The organism is Actinomadura montaniterrae (assembly GCF_008923365.1).
Taxonomy (GTDB): Bacteria; Actinomycetota; Actinomycetes; order Streptosporangiales; family Streptosporangiaceae; genus Spirillospora; species Spirillospora montaniterrae.
The window spans coordinates 59,959-84,015 of sequence record NZ_WBMR01000002.1 but is presented as its reverse complement, the minus strand read 5'-3'; the positions used below and the strand labels follow the sequence as shown (position 1 = coordinate 84,015).

Sequence of the window (24,057 nt, the reverse complement as noted above, 5' to 3'; positions counted from 1 at the left end):
GGCCCGGGCCCGAAGCGAGTGTCACACAAACGCGCACGCCTGTCCGCCGACCAGACCCCTGGTCAGCTTTTCCGCTCGGGGAGGCGGCCGGCGCCTGCGACACCACCGGTGACGCGGCGAAGAGCGCATGGACCGCGGCGCGGACTGCGAGCGTGATATGACGTCGTCCTGCCGGAGCGGCGTGCGGCGTAGCAGGAGAGCATGGCCAGGGCCGAGAGGCTCGCCATCAGACCGAGGGCGTACCGGTAGCCGGTGACGAGCTGGGCCACGCCCGACGCGGAGACCTGCGACAAAGTCCCGGCGAAGACGTGGTCGCGCAGGGGCGCCGCCACGGGGGCGGTGATGATGGGGAAGGCCAGCGCGGTGCTGACGACGATCCCGATGTTCATGATCATCAGGCGCATCGCGTTGACGATGCCGAGGCGGTGGGACGGCAGGGCGCGCAGCAGCGCGGTGGCGTTCGCGGGGAGGAAGGCGCCCGATCCGGCGCCCATGAGCATCAGGCCCAGCATGATCGGCCAGTAGCCGGTGTGAGGTGACACCGCGACCAGCAGGACGACCAGGCCGAGGGTCGTCAGTGCGGAGGCGAGCGCGGCCATGGTGCGGGCGTCCATGCCGCGCTGCAGGAAGCCCGATCCGGTGGAGGCGACGACCGCGATCGCCGGCATCGCGAGGACCTTCAGCCCGGCGGTGACGGCGTCGTCTCCTTGGACGGCCTGGAAGAACAGGGCCATCAGCAGGACGGCGCCTATCCGGGCGGTCGCGTCCAGGAACGTGGCGAGGATGCCGAGGGCGAACGGCCGGTCGCGGAAGAGGACGGTGTCGACGACCGGGTGCGGGCTGCGCCGCTCGACGGTGATGAAGACCGGCAGCAGGACCGCGAACACGCCGACACCGCCCAGCACGAGCGGGCTGGTCCAGCCGAGGTCGCCGGCCTGCGACAGGCCGAAGAGCAGGCCGCCGAGACCGGCCAGGATCAGGATGTTGCCCGGCACGTCGACGCCCCGTTCGCCGCGGGCGGGTTCGGCCGGCCGCAGTACGGCCGCGCCCCAGGCCAGGCACACCAGGCCGAACGGGACGTTGTACCAGAACACCCAGCGCCAGCCGAAGTCGTCGACCAGGAAGCCGCCGAGGGTGGGGCCGGCGAGTTGGGCGATGGAGAAGCCCGCGGTGTACACGCCCATGGCGCGGCCGAGGTGCTCGCGCGGGAAGACGTCGGTGAGGATGGCCGCGCTGTTGGCCAGCAGCATCGCGGCCCCGGCGGCCTGCAGCACCCGCAGCCCCACCACGGTCCAGGCCGTCGGCGCGAAGCCGAGCAGGAGGCTCCCCAGCGTGTAGGCGGCGAGCCCGGCCAGGTACATGGCCCGTCGCCCGAACATGTCGGCGAAGCGGCCGAAGACGATGATCAGCACCGTGTTGGCCAGCATGAAGGACAGCAGGATCCAGCTCGCCTGCACCGATCCGGCACGGAAATGGCGGACCACCGCGGGCAGCGCGACGTTGAGCGAGTTGCCGCCCAAGCCCATCAATACGCTGGCCATGGTCACCACCGACAGCGTCCACCAGGCGTTGCGGGAGGGAACGGCGGTGAGGTGGGGACGGTCGGTGTCGACGTGCGCGGGACAGCTCACGCTCGTCCCTCCGTGCGGCCCATGAACCCAGAGTATTGGAACGTTTTTCTAATATCTAGTTCTAAAATAGCGCTCGGGGCGGCGGAGTTCGGCGGTGGAGGAACGCGCCGCGGCGGGTCTTCCGGCGCGAGAGCAGGCCGGGCCCGGCGGCATGGGGCGCCGGCGGACCCGGTTCGTGCGCGTGCGTCATCGGTGCGGCCACGCGGCCGGCTCAGTCGCCGTGCAGTGCCGTTCTGAGAGCGTCCACGGCGAGTTTGCGGGCGACGTTGGTGGCTCGGGTGTCGCGCAGGCTGTCCAGCAGGAGGAAGTCGTGGACCATGCCGGCGACCCGGACCGCGGTGACGTCCACTCCTGCCTCGCGCAGCTTGTTGGCGTATTGCTCGCCTTCGTCGCGCAGTACGTCGGCCTCGTCGGTGATGAGCAGGGTGGTGGGCAGTCCCCTCAGTTCGTCCAGGGAGGCCTGGAGCGGGGAGGCGTACACCTCGGTGCGCCGTGACGGGTCGGGGGCGTAGGCGTCCCAGAACCACTTCATGCCGTCGCGGGTCAGGTAGTAGCCCTCGGCGAACTGCAGGTAGGACGGGGTGTCGAAGTCGGCGTTGGTCACCGGGTAGAGCAGGACCTGCGCCTTGAGGTCGATCCCGCCGCGCTGCTTGTTCATCAGTGCGAACACCGCCGACATGCAGCCGCCGACCGACTCGCCGGCGACGGCGACGCGCGTGGTGTCCAGGCCGTGCTCGGCGCCGTGCTCCATCACCCACTGGCCCACCGCGTAGTTCTGCTCGACCTGGGTGGGATACCTGGCCTCCGGCGCCCGGTCGTAGACGGGGAAGACGCCCGCGGCGCCCGCGCCGACGGCCAGTTCGCGGAAGAGGCGGTCGTGGGTCTTCTCGTCGCCGAAGACCCAGCCGGCGCCGTGGATGTAGAACATCACCGGCAGCGGCCCGCTCGCCCCCTTGGGGCGGATGATGCGGGTGCGGACCGTGCCCCACTGGCCGGTGTCGACCTCGCCCCACTCCTCGTCGACGTCCGGACGGGGCACGCTGGTGTCGCTCTGCAGGCCGAGCAGGATCTCCCGGCCCTTCTCCGGCGGGACCTCATAGATCCGGGGGTGCGGATCGGTCGCCTCGGTCAGCGCCTTGGCGGCGGGCTCGAGGAAAGGGGTGATCGGCGGCGGCAGATCGGTCATGTTCACTCCTTGTCACATACGTGGCGTGCCTGTTCGTGCGGCCCCGCTGGCCGCGGCCGGTAGCCGACCCGAACAGACCATGGAATTGACTACCCAGAGTGAACAAATCAGTCCTACGTCGAGATCGGGCTCACCGCCCTTTGATCCTCGCCCGGCGGCAGAGCGGCGATCATTGCCAGCCGCGCATGTCGACCGGCCATCGCTCAAGCACCTGTTCGCCGTCGACCAGGTAGAGGGTGTCGTGGAGGGCCACGGTCGGGTCGACGTGGGCGGGCAGTACGCGGATGAGGTCGCCCACCGCGGGCCGTGTGCCGTCTTCGGTGCTGAACGTGGTGTGCTCGTCAGAGCAGAACCAGACCTTCGCGCCTTCGATGCTGGGGAGCCCGTGGTCGAGGCTGAGCGACTTCAGCCCGACATCGACGACGGCCCATTCGGGCGACACCGAGATGACCCGTCCCAGGACGGATAGGGCCTGCTGGAACGGCTGCCCGAGCTTCTGGTAGGCGGTGTCCATGAGGGCGTAGGAGCCGGCCTGGATCTCGGTGGCCCAGGTGTTGACGGCGTAGGTGCCGGTCCCGCCGGCGCTGATCAGGTCACCGCCGACGTCGGCGCTCGCGGCGAGCAACTGCTCCATCGCCTGTCCGGTCTGTTCCCGGCGCTCGTCCTGCGACTGCACGAGCATGAGGTGCCCCTCGTAGCCCATGACACCGCGTACAGACAGCCCAGTCTTGCGGGCGAGGTCGGCGAGGGAGCCGGCGGCGGCGGGCGCGCAGCCGCATCGCGGCAGCCCGACGTTGACGTCGATGACGACCTCGCGTACCCCGCCGGCGGCGGCCGCTTCGATCGTCTCGGCCGAGTCCACGGCGACCGTCACCCGGTGCCCGTCCTGGACGAGGCGTCCCAGGCGGCGGGTGTCGAGCACCTCGTTGGCCAGCAGGAGGTCCTCGCCGAGGCCGGCCGCGGCCATCGCCTCGACCTCGCGGATCGTCGCGCACGTGAAGCCCCGATGCCCGTTGGCGTGCTGGAGCCGGGCCAGACTCGTACACTTGTGCGCCTTGACGTGCGGCCGGAGCCGCAGCCCCGGCAGCGCCGCGCTCATCGTGTCGAGGTTGTGCCGGAGCACCGCCCGCTCGACCAGCAGCGCCGGCGTCTGAAGTTCCTCGACCAGCATGTGCCCTCCCGACCTGTCCGGCTCTCAGTATTCGCCTCGACCTGCCCGCCGGCCGTCGGCGAGGTGCCTGTGGCAGCTGGCCCTCACAAGCCGGCACCATGTCCGGGACGGCCCGGAAGTGCGGCTCCCAGCGCATGTGGTGGACCGCGATCAGCCGGCCGGAGTCCCGGGGCTAGTGTCCGGCCAGGTCGGCTACGACCGGGGCGAGCGTGTCGGCGAAGTCGGCGCCGAAGACGAAGTAGGAGAAGCCGAGCTCCTCGCGCCGCCGCTGGATCTCCTCGGCGGCCGCCGCAGGGTCCTCCGGAAGTACCGCCAGCGAATCCGCGGCGTGAAGCGCGGCAGTGTCGGTGTCGGGGGGCGCCATGAACGGCGCGACGGCGTCGCCGATCACCGCCACGTGCTGCGCGAGTTCGACGTCCCGGGTGACGCGGGCGCGGAAGTCGCGGACCATTCGGGTGATCTCGTCCCGCTCGTCTCCCGGCATCAGCGCGACGGCGACGGTGTCCGCGAGGTCGGCCGCCAGTGCCTGCGCCTTCGGCCCGCGCACGGCCATCACCACCGGCGTGTGCAGGTCGGGACCGTCGAGATCCCGCAGCGCCGTCACGGTCTCACGCACCTGCGTCAACCGCTCGCTCGGCGGGACGGCGGGCAGTCCCAGGTCGCGGAGTTCGTCTTCGATGCCGGGCCGGCCGGTGCCGATGCCCATCTCGAAGCGACCCTCGGTGAGCACCGACAGCGAGTGCGCCTCCCACGCGGTGCTCCAAGCCGGGCGCAGCGGGGAGGCGTACACCCAGCTGCCGACCCGCAGGCCGGTGAGGGTGGCCGCGACGGCCAGCGTGGGGGCCGGCGCCGGCTGCCATTGCGGGACGTCGGGCATCAGCAGCGTGGAGTATCCGCTGTCCGCGATGCGGTGCAGCCGGTCTCGCCATGTCGGCAGGTCCGTTCTGAGCGGGGCGACGACCCCGAACCTGAAGGGCTTGGTTCCGCCGTTCGCCGTTGAATCGGTCATCGTTCCCGTCCTCACCATTGTGGTTCCGGCTCCGCCGGGGCGCCATGGTCGGTGCCTCACCCTTGCTACGAACGCCGATGCCCCGATCCGACACCGCCTCCCGAGAATTCTGCCGGGGATCTTTTCGGGACGCCGGACGTCCGCGTCCCAACTGCGCGACTCCGGTTCGGCATCGGGGCGGGGCGTGCTGACGGTGGCGCGCGGGGGTGGTCCGGCAGCGGGGCCTCGTGGTAACGATGGCGGGCATGAGCGAGACGCCTATCCCGTACGTCGGCGACCACAACGGGCCCACGCGGGTCCTGCGCCTCCACACGCGTCGCGGGGTGGTCGCCAAGGCGGGCCTCACCGTCGGTGTCGACGGCGCCCACTACCACCAGGGTTGGGGGAGTGCGGCCTTCGAGATCCCGGCGGACAGGCCGGTGCACGTCAGCGTGTCACAGGGAGGCGGCCAGGCCGGGGTCGCCGCCACGGTCCTCACCCCTGAGCAGCCGGCTGAGCTGGAGTACCGCGGCCCTGCGGCCCTGTACCTGGCGGGCACCATCGGAGCCCCCGGCACCGTGAAGCAGCGCGGCTGCCTGCTCCAACTCGCGATCCTCGCTCTCGTGCCCCTCGTGATGCTGGCGCTCGTGATCGTGATCCTCTTGGCCGGATGACCGCAGGCGCGCCGCACCGGCCGCAGATCCGGCCGGGCGTTCGTGCCGTGGCCGGAGGGGTCGGGTGCGGCCTCAGCGCCAGCCGAGTTCGGGTGCCACGTGGGTCAGGATGTTCTCCAGGACGTGCGCGTTGTAGTCCACACCGAGCTGGTTGGGGACCGTGAGCAGCAGCGTGTCCGCGGCCTGAATGGCCTCGTCGTCGGCGAGCTGCTTGACCAGCACGTCGGGTTCGGCCGCGTACGAGCGTCCGAAGACCGCCCTGGTGTTCTCGTCGATCATTCCGATGTGGTCGCCCGAGTCGGCGTTCCGGCCGAAGTAGGCGCGGTCCAGATCGCTGGTCAGCGCGAAGATGCTGCGGCTGACCGAGACACGCGGCTCGCGCTGGTGCCCGGCGTCCTTCCACGCCTGCCGGTAGGCCTCGATCTGCTTGCGCTGCTGGACGTGCAGCGGCTCGCCGGTCTCATCGTTCTTGAGCGTGGAGCTTTGCAGGTTCATGCCCAGCTCGGCCGCCCACACGCCGGTGGCGTTGGAGCTCGAGCCCCACCAGATGCGGTCGCGCAGCCCTGCGGAATGCGGCTCGATGCGCAGCAGCCCGGGCGGGTTGGGGAACATGGGGCGCGGGTTCGGCTGGGCGAAGCCCCGGCCCTGCAGCACCGTGAGCAGGACCTCGGTGTGCTTGCGCGCCATGTCGGCGTCGGTGTCGCCCTCGGGCGGCTCGTACCCGAAGTACCGCCATCCGTCGATGACCTGCTCCGGCGATCCCCGGCTGATGCCGAGCTGCAGCCGCCCGCCGGAGATCAGGTCGGCGGCGCCGGCGTCCTCGGCGAAGTACATCGGGTTCTCGTACCGCATGTCGATCACGCCGGTGCCGATCTCGATGCGGGACGTCTTCGCGCCGATCGCGGACAGCAGCGGGAAGGGAGAGGCCAGCTGCCTGGCGAAATGGTGTACCCGGAAGTAGGCGCCGTCGGCGCCGAGTTCCTCCGCGGCCACGGCGAGATCGACCGACTGCAGCAGTGCGTCCGCCGCCGACCGCGTCCGCGAGCCCGCGCCGTCGCTCCAGTGTCCGAACGAGAGAAAACCGATCTTCTTCACACCGGCATCAACCATCCCGGTGCCTGCGAGATTCCAGAGCGGCCCCGACCACGCGGCGACCCGCGGCCACCGGCCGTCACGAATCAGGTTGCCGGCCGGACGCTCATGGGCGTCCAGGGGACGGCCGGTGCGTTTCCGCCGTCGCCGGGCTCGATGATGCGGGGCCCGTCCTGCGCGAGCAGCACGTGGATCGCCATCAGCCCTTCGGCCAGGCCCGCGCCGAGCGCCGCGACCGCGGCTTCGGTTTCTCGCTGGACACCCGCACGTCCTCCCGCACCCACTGGTGATCTGGAACGCACCCTTCCACACGGGCGGGGCCGTGTGCTCGTCCCCGAAGCTGCTAGACATCTGCCGCATGGAACGACGAACCGTGCGCTGTCACCGCTATCTGTTGATCATGGCGGCGCTGGTGGTGTTCCTGGCCGTCAGCGCCGGCCTGCTGACGCGGGCACTGCTCCGGGGCTTGGCGTACCTGGAGACGCTCGGCGCGATCATCCTTCTGGCCGTCCTCGCCGCGGCCCTCGTGACGGCCGTCGCCGCGCTGCGCAGCCGCGCCATCGTCGACGACCAGGGCGTCACGATCGTGGGCGCGCTGCGCCGCTGGCGCTACGCCTGGGACGACGTCACCGAGATCTCCCTGCACGCGTCGCTGCGCTACTGGGAGGTGTACCTGCGCACGGACGACGCCGAACGCCGGGTCTTCTTCTATCCGGTTGGAGTGTTCGCGCCGCCGGCCGCCGGAGAGCGCCACTCCACACCCCCGCCCTACACCCCGCCCGGCCTGGCGAGGCTCTATGCGCGCCTGACCGGGCCTCTTGGCTAGGACCGCGCCGCAGGCGGCGGGGCCCCCGGGACCGGACCGACAAGATCAACCCACACGTGTTCGGCTATATGCTGACCTGCGCAGATTTCGCGGAGCAGGATCGATCAGGGTGACGGGACAGCGATGCCGACTCACGAGTGGACCATGGCCGATGACGACTACGGCTCGCGCCCGCGTCCCCGGCGGAAGACCTTCTTGATCGTCGCCTTGGCCGTGGCGGGGCTCGCGGGAGTGCTCGCCGTGCTCTACCTGACCGGCGCGCGAGGAGCGAGCACCCAGTCCCTCGGCCCGAAGAACTACAGCACGCACGTCGAATGCCAGGTGAACTCGACCGGATCGCAGGGCACGGTGACGATCAGCGGCACGATCACGGGTAACGCGACGCGGTACGCGGTCACCGTCGAGGTTCTGGACGCGGCCTCTCGCCAGCGGATCGGCCTGCAGACCTTCGACGTCCGGGGCACGAAGGCCTTCGCGGGAACCACCCCGGCGCAAGCTCCGATCGGACCCGCGGGCATCGAATGCAAGATCGTCAAGGTCGCCTAGAACATCGCCTCAGCCGGCCGGCCTATCGCAGCTCTTTCCGGACCTTGTGGAGGTAGCTGAAATCGTCCCGTCCCGGCCGGTAGGCGAGCATCGGGCGGATCTCCCGGGTCGCGATATTGATGGCGTAACCGCTCACCGCTCCCATCAACCAGGCGGCATCGGGAACCACCAGGGCTCCAAGGGCGGCTGCGGCGACGCCCACGGTGGCCGCGACGGACCGGCTCGCCCAGGCGATTCCGGCGGCCCGGCCCGCGGACCGGTGCTCCTCGGCCGCTTCGTCAAGCTCCCTGCGGAGTTCGGTGATGACGTCGGAAGGGTGCTCGTAGTCCCGGCGCAGGTCTCCGAGGAGCCGATGCACGGCCCGCATCAGGCGTGCGCGCTCGTCCGCATGGCGTTCGCGGAAGGCCAGGACGTCGGAAAGCGAGGTGGTGGGCGCCGGCGTCGGCAGGACGCGTCCGAGTTCCACCTCCCAAGCCGCCTCGCGATCGCCGCGCACCGTCATGTGCATGGTCTGCCGACGTGCGGTCGGGCTATCGGTGTACGGGTAGAGGGCGCCGTCCGCTCGCTCTTCGAGATCGACGGCGATCTCCCGCGCGAGCGTCGCGATGATCAGTTCCCCGACCGGTCTCGGCACCACGAGCGGGCCGCTGTCGTCAGGCCAGGTGGCGAGGCGGAGCCGGAGGAGTTCCCGTTCGATCCGGTTGGGGAGCTTGGTGGGCCACACGTGGAACGCGGGCTCCGTGCGGACACCCGGCTGGACGGCCATCCGCCGCAACTGGGAGCTGAGCGCCTTCGCCCAGGTCGAGCGCCAGTCTGCTCCGTAAAGGGGTGCGCGTACGGTGAGCGGCCGGTAGAGACCCCGGTCGCCGAGTTCTTTCAGCGGCGCGGGAACGGCGCGGTCGTAAAAGCGCTTTTCCTGCGGTACGACGGACGCAAAGCCGTCCCAGTACAGCAGCGACTGGTAAATGATCTCTGGGGGCGGGACCACGAACGGGTAGTAGAGCAGCGCGCCCATCTGGCTCCCTCCAGCCTCTTCGAGAAAGGCTACTGGTAAGGGTCCGCGAGGCTGAGCGATTTCGTGTGCCGTCCGACGGGTGGGGCTGAGGGATCAAGGTGTTCTGGCTCGGTTCCCTGCCGTCTGCCGCGTCGAATGGTTCGCGCGGTAGCGCGAGGGCGCGGTTCCGTACTGGTCGATGAAGGCTTGGCGGAGCGTCTCGGCCGTCCCGAATCCGCAGCGCCGGGCCACGCTCGCGATCGGGTGCGTCGTCGTCGCCAGCAGGTGCGCGGCCGCTTCGGTGCGGGCCTGGCGTACGTAGCGGCCCGGGGTGTGGGCGAGGTGCTGGAGGAACAACCGGGTGAGATGGCGCTCGCTCACCCCCGCCAGCCGGGCCAGGGCGGCGGTGCTCAGATCGCCGTCGAGGTTGCCGGCGACGTGGTCGGTGATCTGCTGGACGAGGCTGTGCTCGGGCTGCGGTGCGGCGGCGACGAACATGCTCATCTGCGCTTGGTCGCCCGGCCGCTGCAGGTAGGTCACGACCAGTTGCGCCACGCCGCGTGCCAGTTCCGGCCCGTGGTCGTCCTGGATGAAGGAGAGCGTCAGGTCGAGCGCGCTGGTGACGCCGGCCGACGTGGTGATGTTGCCTTCGCGGATGTAGATCGGGCCGGGGTCGAAGACGACCTTGGGGTACCGTGCGGCGATCTCATCGGCCCACATCCAGTGCGTGGCGGCGCGCCTGCCGTCGAGCAGGCCGGCCGCGGCCAGCACGGCGGAGCCGGTGCACACGGACGCGACCCGCCGGCTCTCCTTGGCCAGCCGGCGCACGTGTCCGACGAAACGGGGGTCGGCGGCGGCCTCGCGGTAGCCCAGCCCGCCCGACACGATCAGCGTGTCCAGCGGGCCTTTGAGCCGTTCGAGCGCTTCCTGCCCGTGCAGCGTCATCCCGTCGGTGCAGGTGATCGCCCGGCCGCCCGGGGTCGCGAGGAGCACCTCGTAGGGCGGGGTGGCGCCCCAGTTCGCCTCGTTCAACGTCGATGTCACGCAGGCGATGTCGAGCAACTGCGCCCGGTCGTATCCGACGACCACCATCAGCCGTTCGTCCACTCTCAGGACCCTATGCCGCCGCGACAGGAGTACCAAGTTTTCGGACATTGCCGCCACGATTCGTTGCCGCTCGCGAATCGGTCTTCGAGGGTGAGGTCACACCCGGAAAGACATCGGTCATTCGCGGATGCCGGCCGGGGCTTTGATCACCGAAGGAGCACCGTATGTCCGATGTTCGCGGGCACAACTTCTCGATCTCGCTCGGCGGCTTCGCCACCGGCGCCGGCCAGGCCCCCGACCCGCCGTTCCGCACCCCGGTCTTCGTGCTCACCCGCCGGCCGCGGCCGTCGATCGGGATGAAGGGCGGCACCGCGTTCCATTTCCTGGACGCCTCGCCCGCCGAGGCGCTCGAGCGGGCCCGCGAGGCGGCCGGTGGCCAGGACGTGCGCCTGGGCGGCGGGCCGTCGGTGGTGCGCGAGTTCCTCGCCGAGGGTTTGGTCGATCACATGCATGTGGTGCAGGTCCCGGTCCTGAGGCCACCCGGCTGTCCGCGGTGAGAAAGAAACAGGGCGCGCGGGTCTTGCGGATCCTCGGCCGTGGGCTGGTAGTCCTTGTGGCCTTGTTCCTCGTCCCGGGCGTGGAGTTCCTCATCAGCTCCCGAGGCTTTGCCTCCTACAGGTACGCGCCGCCGCCGGCCAGGCAACTCCCCGCAGTGGCTCCGCCTGCGCATGCTCCGGGCAAGCCCACCGTGGCCGTCGTGGTCGGCAATGCGGGTTCCAACGTGGCCGACACCCTCGTCCCGTACGACGTTCTGGCGAGCACGGGGAGGTTCAACGTCTACACGGTCGCACCCGAACGCCGGCCCGTGCCGCTGCTCGGAGGGCTGGACCTGGTCCCGGACCTGGACTTCGCGCAACTGAGCACGCGGCTGGGCGGCAGAGCGCCGGACGTCACCGTGGTGCCGGAGATGCCGTCCGACGAGGACAGCGATCGCCGCGTCATCGGATGGCTGCGGAGCACCGCGAGCCGCGGGCTGGTGCTGAGCGTGTGCACCGGGGCGCGGCTGGCCGCCGACGCCGGTCTCCTCGACGGCCGCGAGGCCACCACGCACTGGTACCGGCTCTCCGGCCTGCAGGACGCGCATCCCGCGGTGCACTGGCGGCGCGGCGTCCGCTACATCGACGACGGAAACGTGATCACCACGGGTGGGCTGCTGTCCTCGGTGGACGGGACGCTGCGGGTGATCGAGCGGCTGGCCGGCACGGACACCGCCGCCGCGGCCGCCCGGACCGTCGGCTGGCGCCACTACTCTCCGGGCGCGCCCGCGCGCATGCCGGAATCGCGGCTGTCCCCGTCCAACGCGATCGTGCACCTGCTCAACCTCGGATTCCGCTCGAACAACAGCACGCTGGGGGTGGTGCTCACCGGCGGCGTCGGGGAACTGGAACTCGCCTCGATCTTCAGCCCGTACGCCGAGGTCAAGGCCGCCCGGACGGTCGCGATCGCGTCCACGGCCACCGTGCGGTCACGGCACGGGCTGACCTTCGTTCCGCGGAGACGTCTCGCCGACGTCGGAGACGACGTCGACCGGCTGATGGTCCCGGGCACCACCGCCGCGGCGAGCCCCGACCCCGCCATCGCAGCCGCCGCCCGCCGCGCCGGCGTCCCGCTGGAATATCCGCACAGGCGGCCGGGCTTCGCGTTCGACCCGGTGCTGAGTTCCATGGCCCGCACGTTCGACAGGCCCACGGCCCGGTGGACTCGCAAGATCCTGGAGTATCCCGCCGCCGATCTCGGCACGTCCGGTTCCAGCTGGCCGTGGACGCCCACCCTGCGCCTCGTGCTTTTCGGCCTGGTCGGCGTGGTCGCTCTGGCCATCGTCCGCATCACCGCACGGTTGATCATGACCGGTTCGCTTCGCTCGAGAAGCGCGGACCGCCCAGCCGATGGAACGCCGAGCGGCGGCCGCGACAGTCTCGGTGAGGACAAGGAGATGCCGTGAAGGTGATGATCGTGGGAGCCGGGATCGGCGGGTTGTTCACCGCGTTGCGCCTGCACGCCGAGGGCATCGGCTGCGTGGTCTATGAGCGCGGTGAGCGGATCCGGGAGCTCGGCGTGGGGATCAACGCGCTGCCGTTCGCGGTCCGGGAACTGGGTGCGGTGGGGCTGCTGGACCGGCTCGACGGCATCGGGGTGCGCACCGGTGAGCTGATCTACGCCCACCGGCTGGGGCAGGAGATCATGCGCAGGCCCTGCGGTCTGGCCGCCGGATTCGCGCACCCGCAGATCAGCGTGCATCGCGGCCGGCTGCAGGGCCTGCTCCACCGCGCGGTGATCGAACGGCTGGGCGCGGACGCGGTGCGCACCGGTCACCGCCTGGTCGGTTTCGAGCAGGACGCCGAGGGAGTGACCGCCCGGTTCGCCGACGGCTCGCACGCGCGCGCGGACATCCTCGTGGGCGCCGACGGCATCCACTCGACCACCCGTTCGACCCTGTTCCCCGATGAGGGCCCACCGCGCTGGAGCGGCATGATGACCTGGCGCGGCGCCACCGACTGGCCCGAGTTCGGCACCGGCCGCACCATGGTGATCGCCGGTGGCAACGCCGCCAAACTGGTCGTCTACCCGATAGCGGCGGGCGGCGCGCCGGGCACCAGGCTGACCAACTGGGCCATGGGCGTCCTGACGGGCCGTCCCGGGGACCCGCCGCCCGACGAGCAGGACTGGACGCGTCCAGCCGACCCGGCGGTCCTGGCCGCGCACGTCAAGCGCTTCACCTGCGACCTGTTCGACCACGCCGCCATGATCGCGTCCACCCGGGACCGGTTCGAGTTCCCCATGTGCGACCGCGACCCCCTGCCCCGCTGGACGCACGGCCGGGTCACCCTGCTGGGCGACGCCGCCCATCCCATGTACCCGATGGGCTCCAACGGCGCCGGCCAGGCCATCCTCGACGCGGTGAACCTGAGCGCCCACCTCGCGACCGAGACCGACCCCGCCGAAGCCCTGCTCGCCTACGAGCGCGACCGCCTCCCAGCCACCACCCAGATCGTCCTCCGCAACCGGCTCGGCGGCCCGGAACAGGTCATCGACGAGGTCGAACGCCGAGCCCCGCAAGGCTTCGACCGCATCGAGGACGTGATCACCCCCGCCGAACTCGAGGCCATCGTGGCCGGCTACACCCAGGTCTCCGGCGGCCACCGCGACCGGCCGACGCCCGGACCCGGCAAGGACCACACCTGACCGGCCACGACGACGAACTGACGCGCGGGGCATCTCGAGGATGCCCTTGTGCAGGTCCGGCACGCACCCGCCAGGGCTCCGGTACGCACCCGCCAGGGCTCCGAACCCGCGACCGTCGGTTCGAAATCGTGGCGCTCGTGGTTTGGGGAGGTGACCATATAGCGATGACTGGAGAAGCGGCTTCCGCCCGCGGGTACCTGCTCGACAACGCGCGCGCCGAGGCGGGTGAGAGATTCGTTTGGCTGGCCGAGCTGTTCGACGGTGTGACGCGGGGGCACTTCGAACGACTGGGCGTCAGGGCAGGCTCGCGCTGCTGGGAGGTGGGGGCCGGTGGCCGCAGTATCCCGGAGGCGCTCGCGGCGGCTGTCGGTCCGAGCGGGTACGTGCTGGCCACGGACATCGACCCGTCGTGGCTGAAGGCAGGCGGCGGGTACGAGGTGCGCCGGCACGACGTCGCCGCCGATCCGCCCCCGGAGCCGGGGACGTTCGATCTGGTGCACGCCCGGCTCGTGCTGGTGCATGTACCCGACCGGGCCCGGGCGCTGGCCACGATGGCTGCGGCACTACGGCCCGGCGGCTGGCTGCTGGTCGAGGACGCCGATACCGCTCTGCAGCCACTGGCCTGCTTGGACGACAGCGGCCCTGCGCAGCGGCGGGCCAACCGGTTGCGCGACGCGGTCCGGGAACTGCTGACGCGCCGCGGCGCGGACCTGCGCTACGGCCGGACGTTGCCGCGGGCATTGCGCGAGGCCGGCTTGGTGGATGTCGCCGCGGCGGGCTTCTTCCCGGTCGGCGGGCTGGCCTGCGATCGGCTGGAGGCGGCGACCATGCGGCACGTGCGCGGCGAGCTGCTCGCCGCCGGCCTGGCCGACGACGCCGAGATCGACGCCCATCTGGCCGCTATCCACGCGGGCGAACTCGACCTGACACTCGCGCCGCTGATCTCCGCCTGGGGACGCCGCCCAGCCGAGCACGCACCGGCACTCGGTTAGCCACGGATCAGACGGGCGGCATCAGGTCGCTTTCGCTAACGGTGTACGTCAGCAGGGGATAGGCGAAGTCCGTTTCGTTGTTCTCGCGGCGCCGTAGCCGGTAGAACTCGCGCCTCTGCTCATCGTCGGCCAACGTGAGGCGCGCACCTTCGGGCTGGTTCTGCCCTGTACATCGAATTGAGCCCGCCATTCGCGCTCTGGGACACGAACCCGCAGAGCCGACCGGATGCCTGCCGATCCGTTCGCCCCGAACCATGATATTCCGGACGGTAGGGGATATAAGATTATCACCCCTCGGCCCGCGGCGCCCTGACCAAACTCCATCGCGAGTGGTCGGGACGCTCGCCCTTGGATCGTCCAATCGCTCCTGGGTGCTCTGCCTCTCCGCAGTGGGATGCGGTGAGGACGGGGCCGGACGCCGTGCGGTACAGGTGGGCCAGGCGCGGGGCGACTATCGCCGTTGGCAGTTCGGTGTCGAACCAGCGGTCCACGTATGTCCAGTGGTAGGGGTGGAGCAGGTACTGCCCGTTGAGCCCGTCTTCGTCGGCGAACTCTTGTTCCCACGCGTGCGTCCAGCGGCCGGTTGCCCGGCTCAGCGCCCACGAGCGGATGGCGGGGATATGGCGGGGCATCGCCATGAGGTCGGCCTCGAAAGACGCGATCGTGTCGGGCGGGGTCCCGGGGCGGACGGTCAGCAGCAGAGTGCGTTTGATGCGCCGTCCGGTCAATTCGACATGCGCGCTGGCGATCTGCGACAGCTCGACGGCTTCGGCTCCCTGTATGTCGGGGGCGGCGTCGCCGGTCAGGTCCCAGTGCGCGCCGCGACCGCCGACGCTGCCCGGCAGATCGGGGCCGCCGTCGGCGCCGGGCACCATCGTCTCCGGAGGAGTGAGGATCACCCAGCGGGACATGGAACCTCCTCCAGCACGCGCCTTTCGCGGTCGTGGGCAAGCGCGTCGGTGGCGGCCCAGAATTCCGTCACGGACGGATCGGCCGCAGCCGCCGCGCGCATCGCGTAGAAGTCGTAGGCCGTTTGCAGGGACCACAACAGGTAGACGGTGACCTGCTCGGGGCCGGTGTAGCAGCGCCACATCCGCTCGAACCGTAGCCCGCGCTCCCGGGCGCCCGGCAGGTACTCGCCGCGCCAGCGGCGCAGCCACATTTCGACCGTCGGCTCAGGCAGGACGACGGTGTCGAGCACCCCGGTCACAGCTTGTCCAGCACGGTGTCGCGGTAACGGTCGATCTGGTCGCGCAGGGCGTCCAGCCCGCGCGGCCCGAGCAGACTGTCCGGGAGGGGGCCTCCGAGGCGAGGCGCGATCACGATGCGGGTGGCGCCCGCCTCGACGTACCGGCGGACGAAGTCCGGATCTCCTTCACGTCCCGGATCGCAACTCCCGGGCCATGCGGTGACTTCGACGGTGCGGCCGGCGGAGGTGGCGCGCAACAGGTCGGCCCGCTGCGCGAACTCATCAGGCGCGATCGTGTAGGGGAACCAGCCGTCGGCGACGCGGCCCGCTCGCCGGACGGCGGGTTCGCTGTTGCCGCCCAGCACGATGGGCACCGCGCCGGACGCGGGGCGCGGCAGGCAGTGCACGCGGTCGAACGCGACGAAGTCGCCCCGATAGCTAGCAGGGGACTGCGACCACAGTGCCCGCATCGCGTCGATGCACTCGTCGAGACGGGCGCCGCGCCGCTGGTAGGGCACGCCGACCGCGGCGTACTCCTCCTTCTGCCAGCCGATCCCCAGGCCGAGCATCAGCCGTCCGCCGGACAGGAGATCGATGGTCGCGGCGCGTTTGGCCAGGACGACCGGGCTGTGCAGCGGCGCGACCACCATGGCGGTGCCGAACCGCAGGGCGTCGGACCCGCCGACCATGTAGGCGATGGTGTCCAGCGGGTCGGGCATCGGCACGCCTTGCGGTGGGCCGGGGATCCGGCCGCTTTCGGAGTAGGGGTACAGCGGTTCGTACTCCGCGGCGACGACCACGTGTTCCACCGTCCACACCGACTCGACGCCGCACTCCTCGAGCGTGCCCGCGTAGTCCCGCAGGAACCCGCCCGAGGTGATCAGGCCGTCGGCGAACGGTGCCATCATCCCCAGCTTGATCATGCGCACTCCCGTCCACAGGGTCACCCTTTTCGGTGACGGCCATCACAGCCGCCCACCCTCAGGCGGTGACAGGGTGCTTCCCGGTCACCGGGAGCCGTGCCGGTTCCCGGACCAGCCCATCAACACGATCACGATCTGGGGGCGGCGAAGTGAGGCCCGGCCCAACCGGTGGCGGCGACCACCTCCCGCGCGATGTCCACAACGAGCCGTCCGTCCGTCGCCACGCGCACGGTCTCTGCGGGGGCCCGCTGGTCCAGGAGCCGTGCCTTGCGGACACTTCCTTCCAACTCCTGCTCCAGCTCCGAGCCGAGCTCCCGGCCCACCAGCCGCTCGCGGGCGGTGGCATCGGAGGCGGTGAGCAGGACCCGGGTGATCCCCACTCCGGCCCCCATGGCACGCTCGAACATGCCCGTCGCCTCTGGCAGCACGCTGGCGGTGTTCGTATAGACCAGGCATCGGTAGCCGCGCTGGGCGAAGTTCGCCCACACGGCGGTCAGGTTGCTCTCGGTGATTCCCGCGCGGTGAGGGTCTCCCGCTGGTGCCGGATGCACCTGCCCCATGAAGTCGCCATCGATGATCGCGTGAGCGACGCCCTCGGAGCGCAGCAGCGCCGAAACCTCCCACCCCACCGTCGTCTTGCCGGCACCGGCTCGTCCTCCGATGAGCAGTACTTTTGCATTATCCATGGAGGCAGCGTGCCAGCGGGCGTCCAACTCACGCGACCCGATATCGCAGGGAATGCCGCAAGGGCGGCACGGATGGAACCTGGGACCGTCACGTCTGGAGTGAATATGGCGATCGTGTTCGAACTCGTGCTGAACTACGGGCAGAACCATGCGGCCATCGAGGAGGCGCGCCGTATCGTCGCCGCGCATCCTCCGCTGCCCGCCGGCCCGCACCGGGTGGCGCTGCACGAGCCATTGGTCGACACCGTGCTCGATGCCGCCGACCGGCCCTTTCTCGAGATGTCGATCATCCCGGTCGGTGTCGGCCACAATGTGGCGATCGACCGGCACTCCCGGGTGCGGCTGACGCCCGAGGAACTGGACGAGCTGGGCGCCGGCCTGTACGGGCTTCTGGCCGAGCTCCGCGGATACCAGCTCGCCAAGGTCGGCTGGGATCCGGAGTGGCTCGTCGATCCGGTCGAGCTCCAGCGGGAATACGCCGACCGGCTCCAGGCGGGAACGTTGTACGGCCTGGTCGTCGCCGAAACCGTTCAGCTCGGCGTTCCGATGCCTTCCCTGGTCCCGTTCGCCGATGGCTTCCTGTGGTTTCCCTCCAGGGACGCGAGGCCCTCATTTTGAAGCCGAATCTGGCGCTGCCGGGTAAGTGATAGGCGCTGTTTCAGCCGCCGGCCCCGTCGCCGGGCGAGGCTCCGGTGATCGCCTGCATCTCCTGGCCGATCATCTCCTGCAGCGGCATGCCGTCGCAGTTGCCGAGGATGACGCCGACCCAGCCGGTGTACGGGTAGATGTCCCAGTTGGCGCCGACGCCGGGGTTGCCGCCGGCGCGCTGGTACATCCACTGGCCGTTGACGATGGAGATCGGGATCCCGTACGCCCCGAACGACGCCGGTCCGTGGGGGATCTTGGCCCCGGTGAGCACGTCGGCCCACGGCCGGTCGAGCAGCGTGCCGTCGCCCAGCCCGTGCGCGAACCGGACCAGATCCGGCGCAGTCGCGAAGCCGCCGTCCCCGGGGGCATCGATGAAGGCGCGGCCCGGATTCTTGCCGGGTACGTTCGGGTCCGAGCTGCTCTTGTCCAGGTTGCGCACGGCGTCCACCTGGCTGCCGTCGGCCAGCGTCATATAAGGGTGCGCGATGTGCTCGTCGGTGAGCCATTGCGGCCGGGTGTAGAACGCCGAGCCGGTCATGCCGCAGCGCCGGAAGATGTGTTCCTGGACGTAGTCCCAGTACGTCGTGCCGGCGACGGCTTCCACGATCAGCGCGGAAATGGTGACCTCCGCCTCCGCGTGGGAGGTGTCGGGCACGCCCGGGACGCCCACGAGTTTCGCCTGCCGGGCCCGCTGCTCGTAATACTCGTGTACCTCTTCGCGGCTCTGGAAGACGCGCTGCACGTTCTCATCCGGACTTTCGAGCCCGGACGTGCCGGACAACAGGTGGTGGACGGTCACCTGCTCGGCGATGTTCTTGGCGAAGCCCTTCAGGTGGGTGCCCACCGTGTCCGACAGCTTCAGCTTCCCCTGCTGCGCCAGCTGCAAGACGGCCACCGCGTGGAACGGCTTGCCCGCCGAGCTGAGGCTGAACGCGGTGCCCTCGTGATTGCGGATCCTTTTCTCCTTGTCGGCCATGCCATAGCTGCGCGACAGAACCGTCCGGCCCTTGTGCGACAACAGCACCACGCCGGAGAACTTCCCCTCGGCGGCCAGCTTCGCCACATAGCGGTCGTAGGCGCCGCCGGGGCGGGTGGCCGGCGGGATGCCGGGGCCGGTTCGGATCGGAAGTCGCCGTCCCGCGGCCGCGGCGTCCTCGGATCGAAAGCCCATCAGCGGCGCGCTGGCCGCCACCGCCCCGGCGGCCGTCAACCCGCTCCACCCGAGCAGCCGCCGCCGGTTGATCCCACGTACGGAATTCGAGTCCATGATCACGGACCTTTCCTGATCGACGAATGCCCGGGCCCCACTGAAGACGGAAGACCGTTGCGGTGACGTATGGGATTTTCGATACGCCCGCGATACACCGACACCAAGGAACCAGCGCAGGCCGGCGGTGCGTCGGAGGCCGGCGGGCTGAGCGGCGATGCCGGCGGCGCTCTCGTCGTGGCAGGTCCGCAGGCCGCGGGGCCTAAGGCGTCCTAAGGCGTCCTGAGGCGCGCGAATAGGGCGTTGTCCCGATGTGGGCCCTGGGGCCTTAGGACGAACCTTGTACATGTCGGGCCAAGAGGGCCCGGCGGAGACAAGGAGCAGGGCATGTACAGCACGGACATCAGCCGGGTCATCATCGCCGACCGCGTACGCGAGCGGCAGGCCGAGGCGCGCAACGCCCGCCGCGCCCGCCTCGCCAAGGCGCTCAAGCGGTGACCCCTGCACAGCGCCCTCACCCGCCCACGCCCCCGTCACACGACGGGGGCGTTCTCTTTCGCGAAATCGCAACGCAGCCCTGCGTGACCGGTGCCGCAGCATCGTGCAGCCTTGCCTCGGCGACGGGACTCAACAGGTCCTCGAGTGGTCGGCTGGGCTTGATTGTGTAGCCGGTGCGGTACCCGCCGGTCTCCACGTCGGTCAGGAAGCGCTGGACGGCGCGTTCGTATCGAGCAGGGTCGCGGCGGCAGCGCGTGCGTGGCGGGCGGGGGCGGGGTCGCCGGTGATGCCGGCGGTCACGATGGCTCCCTCGGCGAGCAGGAAGACCGCTTCGGCCGCCGATGATCCGGCGTCCCGGACCCATGCGGTGATCTGCTCGTGGAACGCCCGCTTGTGCGCGCGGACCTCGGCGAGCACCGCCGGGGACGACGGGCCGAGTTCGCCGTGGGCGTTGACCCAGGCGCAACCGCGGAAGCCCGGCTCGGCGAACCACTCGGCGAGCCAGTCGAAGACCGCGAGGACCCGGTCGCGGGGATCGGGGACCCGTTCCACGTGGACGGTCAGGCTGTTCCGCCAGCGCGCGTCGCGCCGTCTGAGCATCGCGACGACGAGGTCCTCCTTGGCGGCGAAGATCCGGTAGATCCGCTTGAGCGGCAGGCCGGAGGCCCTGCGGACGTCGTCCATCCCGACGGCCTGGATCCCGCGCGCGTAGAAGAGCCCTTCCGCGGCGTCGAGCAGTGCTTCCCGGTCGGACCGCGTCTGCTCCTCGGTGATCGGGGCGGGCATCCGCGCCTCCTTGACATTGAGAACGAGCGTTCTCTAGCGTAGCGCCCATCGGTAGAGAACGACCGTTCTCAATGCGAGGAGGCCGCCATGCCAGAAGATCGTCCGCCCTACCCCCCGTTCACCCGGGAGACGGCCCTGCAGAAGGTCCAGGCGGCCGAGGACGCATGGAACACCCGCGATCCCGAACGCGTGGCGTCGGCCTACACGCCGGACTCGGTGTGGCGGAACCGCGACACCTTCATCAGCGGCCGCGACGAGATCGTCGCGTTCCTGACGCGCAAATGGGAACGCGAACTGGACTACGCCCTCCGCAAGAGCCTCTGGGGATTCCGCGAGAACCGCATCGCCGTCCGCTTTCAGTACGAGTGGCACGATGCGGAAGGCCAGTGGTGGCGCAGTTACGGCAACGAACTCTGGGAGTTCGACGAGCGCGGACTCATGCGACGCCGCGAGGCGAGCATCAACGACGTCGCCATCACCGAAGCCGACAGGCGCATCCACGGCCCCCGGCCCAAGGACGAATACGGCATCGAAATCCCGCTCCGCTAACTGCGGCTCCGGTGAGACGGCCCTGTCCGGGGCCGGACGTGAACCGGACCAGCCGGAAGGCTGGAGGGAGCGTAATCCGCTGTCCCCCGCTTGAGACCGGCTTCCGGGTGACGGGGCCCGCGATGGATGAGGCGACGATCTTAGGGGCGCCCGAGAGGGGTCACGGGGAGTCGCGGACGCCCTGATCAAAGGAACGGTTCTCGCCCTGGCGACTTCATCGCCGATGACCTCGTCACCCATCTCGCGGTCGTGTTCGCGGGCTGGTCCATGGTCGTGCTGCTGGCCTTTGAAGGCATTCCTTAGGATTCGGTGTCCCGCGTCACTGGCTGATCTCAAGGACGTCACCGCTCGCATCCTCGGCGGCCACTTTCCGGTCTGCATCCGTCTGCACGGCTTGGCGGCGGACGCGTAGGCTCACCAGCCCGGTCACCGCCAGGCCGACCAGCCCCAGGGCCATGCCGATCCAGGCTGGTGCCGCGTATCCGTGCCCGGCCTGGATGGTGAGTCCTGCGAGCAGTGAGCCGAGGGCGTTGGCCAGGTTGAACGCGCCGATGTTGGCCGCCGACGCCAAAGCGGGCCCTTGCGAGGCGCTGTCCAGCACCCATGTCTGCAGCGGCGGGATCGTGGCGAAGGCGGCCACCCCGAACAGGACGATCGCGACGATGAAGGCCTGCTTGCTGCCCGCCGTCACGGCGACGATCGCCGACAGGGCGGTGAGGGCGCCGACGGAGATGTAGACAGCGGGCAGCACGGCCCGGTCGGCCATGCGGCCGCCGAGAAGGTTGCCCGCGACCAGGCCGATCCCCAGCAGCCCCATGACCACGGGTACCGCACCGGGGGAGAAGTCGCCCATCTCGGTCATCATCGGCGCGATGAAGGTGATCACGGTGAACACGGGTGCGAATCCGAACACGGTCATGGCCAGTGCCAGCCACACGCCGCCCTGCCGGAAGACGCTCAGCTCGCGCACGAGGCTCTGCTCTCGGGGGCGCGGGCGGGAGGGGACCAGCGCCGCCACCCCGGCGAGGCCGACCACCGCGACGGCGACGACGGCCCAGAAGGCGGCGCGCCAGCCGAGCGCCTGCCCGATCGCGGTGCCGGCGGGCACGCCGAGGACGTTCGCCAGGCTCAGTCCGGAGAACATCACCGACAGCGCGCTGGCGCGCTTGGCCGGTCGCACCAGGTCCGCCGCGACGACGGCGCCGACGCCGAAGAAGGCGCCGTGGGAGAAGGCCGCGACGATCCGTCCGGCCATCAGCACCCCGTAGGAGGGGGCCAGCGCTGAAAGCAGGTTCCCTGCAAGGAAGAGGGTCATCAGGGCGAGCAGCATGGCCTTGCGGGGCAGGCGCGCCCCCGCCATGGTGAGAAGCGGCGCGCCGATGACCACGCCGGCCGCGTATCCCGAGACCAGCAGCCCGGCGGCCGGGATGCCGACGCCGAGGTCGGCGGCCAGGTCGGGCAGCAGGCCGTTGATGATGAATTCGGTGGTTCCGATGCCGAACGCGCTGATCGCGAGGGCGAGCAGGGCCACGGGCATGGGGGGCTCCTGTCAGCGAAGGGGGAGGGGTCAGCGCGGGTAGGCGCCGCCGTCCAGGCTCAGCACCTGGTTGGTGAGGTATCCGTTGCGCAGGACGGCCATCGCCAGGTCGGCGACCTCCTCGGGCCGGCCGAACCGGCCGACGGGCAGGGCGCGGGGATCGGCGTTGCCGGGCAGCATGCGCGTGTCGGCGATCAGAGCGGGCGCCAGGGCGTTGACCGTCACGCCGCTGGAGGCGACGCGGGCGGCCAGGAAGTGGGTCAGGCCGTGCAGTCCGGCCTTGGACGCGGCGTAGTCCGCGCCGATGACGCCGCCGGTGAAGGCGGCGGCCGAGGACATGAACAGCACGCGCCCGTAGCCGCGTGCGGCCATGCCCGGCAGGGCGTGCTGGGCCAGCAGGAAGGGGGCGCGCAGGTTGACCGCGAGCGTGCGGTCCCACGCCTGGAGGTCGAGCGTGGTGTAGTCCTGCTGGAGCGCGTGGCCCGCGTTGGGGATCAGGATGTCCACGGGGCCGCCGAGCGCGTCGGCGGCGTCGTCCAGCAGCCTGGCCGGGACATGAGGGTCGGCGAGGTCGCCGGCGAGCGCGACCGCGCCGATCCCCGCGTTCTGGGCCTGGGCGACCAACTCGTGAGCGGGGCCGGAGTGCGACCCGTAGACGAAGGCGGTCTTCACGCCGGAGGCGATGAGGAGCCGGCCCAGCGCCAGGCCGATGCCCCCTGACGCCCCGGTGAGCAGGGCCACCCTGCCGGACAGATCCTGATCGGTCATTTCCCGCTCCTTCCGGTGCCGGTCGCGCGAATGGTCTGCGCTTCAAACCTCGGCCCGGAGGCCTGCACGCCGAAGGCATGGGACGGGATCCGCCCGTGCGGCCTGACGACCGCCGGGCGGAATCCCGCCGTCCACCTGGGGATCGTCATGCCCGTGCCAGGGTGAAGCCGATGCCTTCGCCCATCCCTTGCCCGTACGCGAGCTGGACCAACAGTTCCACGGCCGGCTCCATGTAGCGGGCGTTGGCCAGCGGGCCGATGTCCACGGCGTCGAAGCCGAGCTGCGTGCCCAGCTCCAGCACGGTCTTCTTGGCGGTCTTATCGTCGGAGGCCACCGGCAAGAACAGGCCGGGAACCTCCAGCGTGGCGGCGAGCACGGTGTTGAAGGCCTTGACCACCCGTGCGCCGGGAAGTGCGGCGGCGACCTGCTCGCCCCCCGAGGTGGTGTGCCCGATGGTCAGCGACATGAAGTCGGCGGCCAGCGGGTTGGTGGCGTCGATGACGACCCTGTTCCGCAGGGCGGTCTTGATCTCGGCGTCGAACTGCGCGACGGCGGGGAACGGCACGGCCAGCGCGGTGGCGTCGGCCTCGGCGACCTGCGCCGCGACCCGGTCCGGGGCGGTGGAGGAGTTCGCCGTGGTGACGGTGTGCCCGGCCGCGGTGAGACGGCGCTCCAGCGCGGAGCCGACGTTCCCCTTGCCGATGATGCTGATCTTCATGAGCGGCCCTTTCGTCAGGTGGGCGCGTCGACGGCGCGACGCGAAGTGCGTCGAATTCGACGCATCTGGGCAACGGGGTCGATCGTACGGTTGCGTCGAATTCGACGCAACTCCGGTAGGCGCCGCGCAAGGGCGAACCGCGGGGGTTGGACGAGACG

25 protein-coding genes and 1 pseudogene are annotated in these 24,057 nt (G+C 70.5%); 9 read left to right on the top strand and 17 right to left on the bottom strand.

Annotated features, from left to right (window positions below; translation table 11 throughout):
* Window positions 1-62: 62 nt before the first annotated feature.
* The 4 genes from F9B16_RS01770 to F9B16_RS01755 form a co-directional block, all read right to left on the bottom strand.
* Window positions 63-1,631, bottom strand: a complete 1,569-nt coding sequence (locus F9B16_RS01770; RefSeq protein ID WP_225991251.1) for an MFS transporter — start codon at window positions 1,629-1,631, stop codon at window positions 63-65.
* A gap of 211 nt (window positions 1,632-1,842) precedes the next feature.
* Window positions 1,843-2,817 (bottom strand): alpha/beta hydrolase, encoded by a 975-nt coding sequence (locus F9B16_RS01765; RefSeq protein ID WP_151538023.1) that lies wholly within the window; start codon window positions 2,815-2,817, stop codon window positions 1,843-1,845.
* A gap of 169 nt (window positions 2,818-2,986) precedes the next feature.
* Window positions 2,987-3,988 carry an alanine racemase gene (locus tag F9B16_RS01760; RefSeq protein WP_151538022.1) on the bottom strand — a complete coding sequence of 334 codons (1,002 nt, stop codon included), beginning with the start codon at window positions 3,986-3,988 and terminating at the stop codon, window positions 2,987-2,989.
* A gap of 172 nt (window positions 3,989-4,160) precedes the next feature.
* A complete protein-coding gene (locus tag F9B16_RS01755; RefSeq protein WP_151538021.1) occupies window positions 4,161-4,997 on the bottom strand; it encodes an LLM class flavin-dependent oxidoreductase in 837 nt (278 codons plus the stop codon).
* Window positions 4,998-5,242: 245 nt separating this feature from the next.
* Here F9B16_RS01755 and F9B16_RS01750 point away from each other — a divergent pair, with 245 nt between their 5' ends.
* On the top strand, window positions 5,243-5,650 hold the full coding sequence (locus F9B16_RS01750) for a hypothetical protein (protein ID WP_151538020.1): 408 nt from the start codon (window positions 5,243-5,245) through the stop codon (window positions 5,648-5,650).
* Between the two features lie 72 nt (window positions 5,651-5,722).
* Here F9B16_RS01750 and F9B16_RS01745 read toward each other — a convergent pair whose 3' ends face one another.
* Entirely contained in the window at window positions 5,723-6,745 is a 1,023-nt protein-coding gene (locus tag F9B16_RS01745) for an LLM class flavin-dependent oxidoreductase (RefSeq protein ID WP_151538019.1), read from the bottom strand.
* A gap of 397 nt (window positions 6,746-7,142) precedes the next feature.
* Here F9B16_RS01745 and F9B16_RS01740 point away from each other — a divergent pair, with 397 nt between their 5' ends.
* Window positions 7,143-7,568, top strand: a complete 426-nt coding sequence (locus F9B16_RS01740; protein WP_192808560.1) for a PH domain-containing protein — start codon at window positions 7,143-7,145, stop codon at window positions 7,566-7,568.
* 144 nt (window positions 7,569-7,712) lie between these two features.
* The gene (locus tag F9B16_RS01735; protein WP_151538017.1) at window positions 7,713-8,114 is read left to right on the top strand and encodes a hypothetical protein; all 402 of its coding nucleotides are present in this window, start codon (window positions 7,713-7,715) and stop codon (window positions 8,112-8,114) included.
* Between the two features lie 22 nt (window positions 8,115-8,136).
* Here the strand turns inward: F9B16_RS01735 and F9B16_RS01730 are convergent, their stop codons facing one another.
* The gene (locus F9B16_RS01730; protein ID WP_151538016.1) at window positions 8,137-9,129 is read right to left on the bottom strand and encodes a hypothetical protein; all 993 of its coding nucleotides are present in this window, start codon (window positions 9,127-9,129) and stop codon (window positions 8,137-8,139) included.
* Between the two features lie 93 nt (window positions 9,130-9,222).
* Window positions 9,223-10,215, bottom strand: a complete 993-nt coding sequence (locus F9B16_RS01725) for a GlxA family transcriptional regulator (RefSeq protein WP_225991250.1) — start codon at window positions 10,213-10,215, stop codon at window positions 9,223-9,225.
* A gap of 236 nt (window positions 10,216-10,451) precedes the next feature.
* Between F9B16_RS01725 and F9B16_RS52295 the strand changes: the two are divergent.
* The 4 genes and pseudogenes from F9B16_RS52295 to F9B16_RS01710 all read left to right on the top strand — a co-directional run.
* Window positions 10,452-10,685: pseudogene (locus F9B16_RS52295) on the top strand (dihydrofolate reductase family protein); the annotation flags it as partial.
* 227 nt (window positions 10,686-10,912) lie between these two features.
* The gene (locus F9B16_RS01720; RefSeq protein ID WP_192808558.1) at window positions 10,913-12,157 is read left to right on the top strand and encodes a DJ-1/PfpI family protein; all 1,245 of its coding nucleotides are present in this window, start codon (window positions 10,913-10,915) and stop codon (window positions 12,155-12,157) included.
* Between the two features lie 5 nt (window positions 12,158-12,162).
* Complete coding sequence (locus F9B16_RS01715) at window positions 12,163-13,398, top strand: flavin-dependent oxidoreductase (protein WP_225991261.1); 1,236 nt, start codon at window positions 12,163-12,165, stop codon at window positions 13,396-13,398.
* A gap of 164 nt (window positions 13,399-13,562) precedes the next feature.
* The gene (locus tag F9B16_RS01710; RefSeq protein WP_151538013.1) at window positions 13,563-14,390 is read left to right on the top strand and encodes a methyltransferase domain-containing protein; all 828 of its coding nucleotides are present in this window, start codon (window positions 13,563-13,565) and stop codon (window positions 14,388-14,390) included.
* A 7-nt stretch (window positions 14,391-14,397) separates the two neighbouring features.
* On the opposite strand, the gene F9B16_RS53490 is transcribed toward F9B16_RS01710, so the two are convergent.
* From F9B16_RS53490 to F9B16_RS01685, 5 genes are all read right to left on the bottom strand, one after another.
* Complete coding sequence (locus tag F9B16_RS53490) at window positions 14,398-14,523, bottom strand: hypothetical protein (protein WP_264159664.1); 126 nt, start codon at window positions 14,521-14,523, stop codon at window positions 14,398-14,400.
* A gap of 154 nt (window positions 14,524-14,677) precedes the next feature.
* Window positions 14,678-15,301 carry a Dabb family protein gene (locus F9B16_RS01700; RefSeq protein WP_151538011.1) on the bottom strand — a complete coding sequence of 208 codons (624 nt, stop codon included), beginning with the start codon at window positions 15,299-15,301 and terminating at the stop codon, window positions 14,678-14,680.
* Entirely contained in the window at window positions 15,286-15,600 is a 315-nt protein-coding gene (locus F9B16_RS01695) for a hypothetical protein (protein WP_151538010.1), read from the bottom strand. The genes F9B16_RS01700 and F9B16_RS01695 overlap by 16 nt, the downstream gene beginning before the upstream one ends.
* Window positions 15,597-16,502 (bottom strand): LLM class F420-dependent oxidoreductase, encoded by a 906-nt coding sequence (locus F9B16_RS01690; RefSeq protein ID WP_151538009.1) that lies wholly within the window; start codon window positions 16,500-16,502, stop codon window positions 15,597-15,599. Before F9B16_RS01690 ends, F9B16_RS01695 begins: the two co-directional genes overlap by 4 nt.
* Window positions 16,503-16,630: 128 nt before the next feature.
* Window positions 16,631-17,188 (bottom strand): nucleoside/nucleotide kinase family protein, encoded by a 558-nt coding sequence (locus tag F9B16_RS01685; RefSeq protein ID WP_151538008.1) that lies wholly within the window; start codon window positions 17,186-17,188, stop codon window positions 16,631-16,633.
* A 105-nt stretch (window positions 17,189-17,293) separates the two neighbouring features.
* On the opposite strand from F9B16_RS01685, the gene F9B16_RS01680 reads away from it, so the two are divergent.
* Window positions 17,294-17,806 carry a cytochrome P450 family protein gene (locus tag F9B16_RS01680; RefSeq protein ID WP_151538007.1) on the top strand — a complete coding sequence of 171 codons (513 nt, stop codon included), beginning with the start codon at window positions 17,294-17,296 and terminating at the stop codon, window positions 17,804-17,806.
* A 40-nt stretch (window positions 17,807-17,846) separates the two neighbouring features.
* Here the strand turns inward: F9B16_RS01680 and F9B16_RS01675 are convergent, their stop codons facing one another.
* Together F9B16_RS01675 and F9B16_RS01670 are read right to left on the bottom strand one after the other, a co-directional pair.
* Window positions 17,847-19,103 (bottom strand): serine hydrolase domain-containing protein, encoded by a 1,257-nt coding sequence (locus tag F9B16_RS01675; protein ID WP_151538006.1) that lies wholly within the window; start codon window positions 19,101-19,103, stop codon window positions 17,847-17,849.
* A 639-nt stretch (window positions 19,104-19,742) separates the two neighbouring features.
* Window positions 19,743-20,327: a TetR/AcrR family transcriptional regulator gene (locus F9B16_RS01670; protein ID WP_151538005.1), complete on the bottom strand. Its 585-nt coding sequence runs from the start codon at window positions 20,325-20,327 to the stop codon at window positions 19,743-19,745.
* 87 nt (window positions 20,328-20,414) lie between these two features.
* Here F9B16_RS01670 and F9B16_RS01665 point away from each other — a divergent pair, with 87 nt between their 5' ends.
* Complete coding sequence (locus F9B16_RS01665) at window positions 20,415-20,876, top strand: nuclear transport factor 2 family protein (RefSeq protein ID WP_151538004.1); 462 nt, start codon at window positions 20,415-20,417, stop codon at window positions 20,874-20,876.
* 319 nt (window positions 20,877-21,195) lie between these two features.
* Here the strand turns inward: F9B16_RS01665 and F9B16_RS01660 are convergent, their stop codons facing one another.
* From F9B16_RS01660 to F9B16_RS01650, 3 genes are all read right to left on the bottom strand, one after another.
* Window positions 21,196-22,413: an MFS transporter gene (locus F9B16_RS01660; RefSeq protein WP_151538003.1), complete on the bottom strand. Its 1,218-nt coding sequence runs from the start codon at window positions 22,411-22,413 to the stop codon at window positions 21,196-21,198.
* A gap of 30 nt (window positions 22,414-22,443) precedes the next feature.
* A complete protein-coding gene (locus tag F9B16_RS01655; protein ID WP_151538002.1) occupies window positions 22,444-23,181 on the bottom strand; it encodes an SDR family NAD(P)-dependent oxidoreductase in 738 nt (245 codons plus the stop codon).
* Between the two features lie 145 nt (window positions 23,182-23,326).
* Window positions 23,327-23,899, bottom strand: a complete 573-nt coding sequence (locus F9B16_RS01650; RefSeq protein ID WP_151538001.1) for an NADPH-dependent F420 reductase — start codon at window positions 23,897-23,899, stop codon at window positions 23,327-23,329.
* Window positions 23,900-24,057 lie beyond the last annotated feature (158 nt).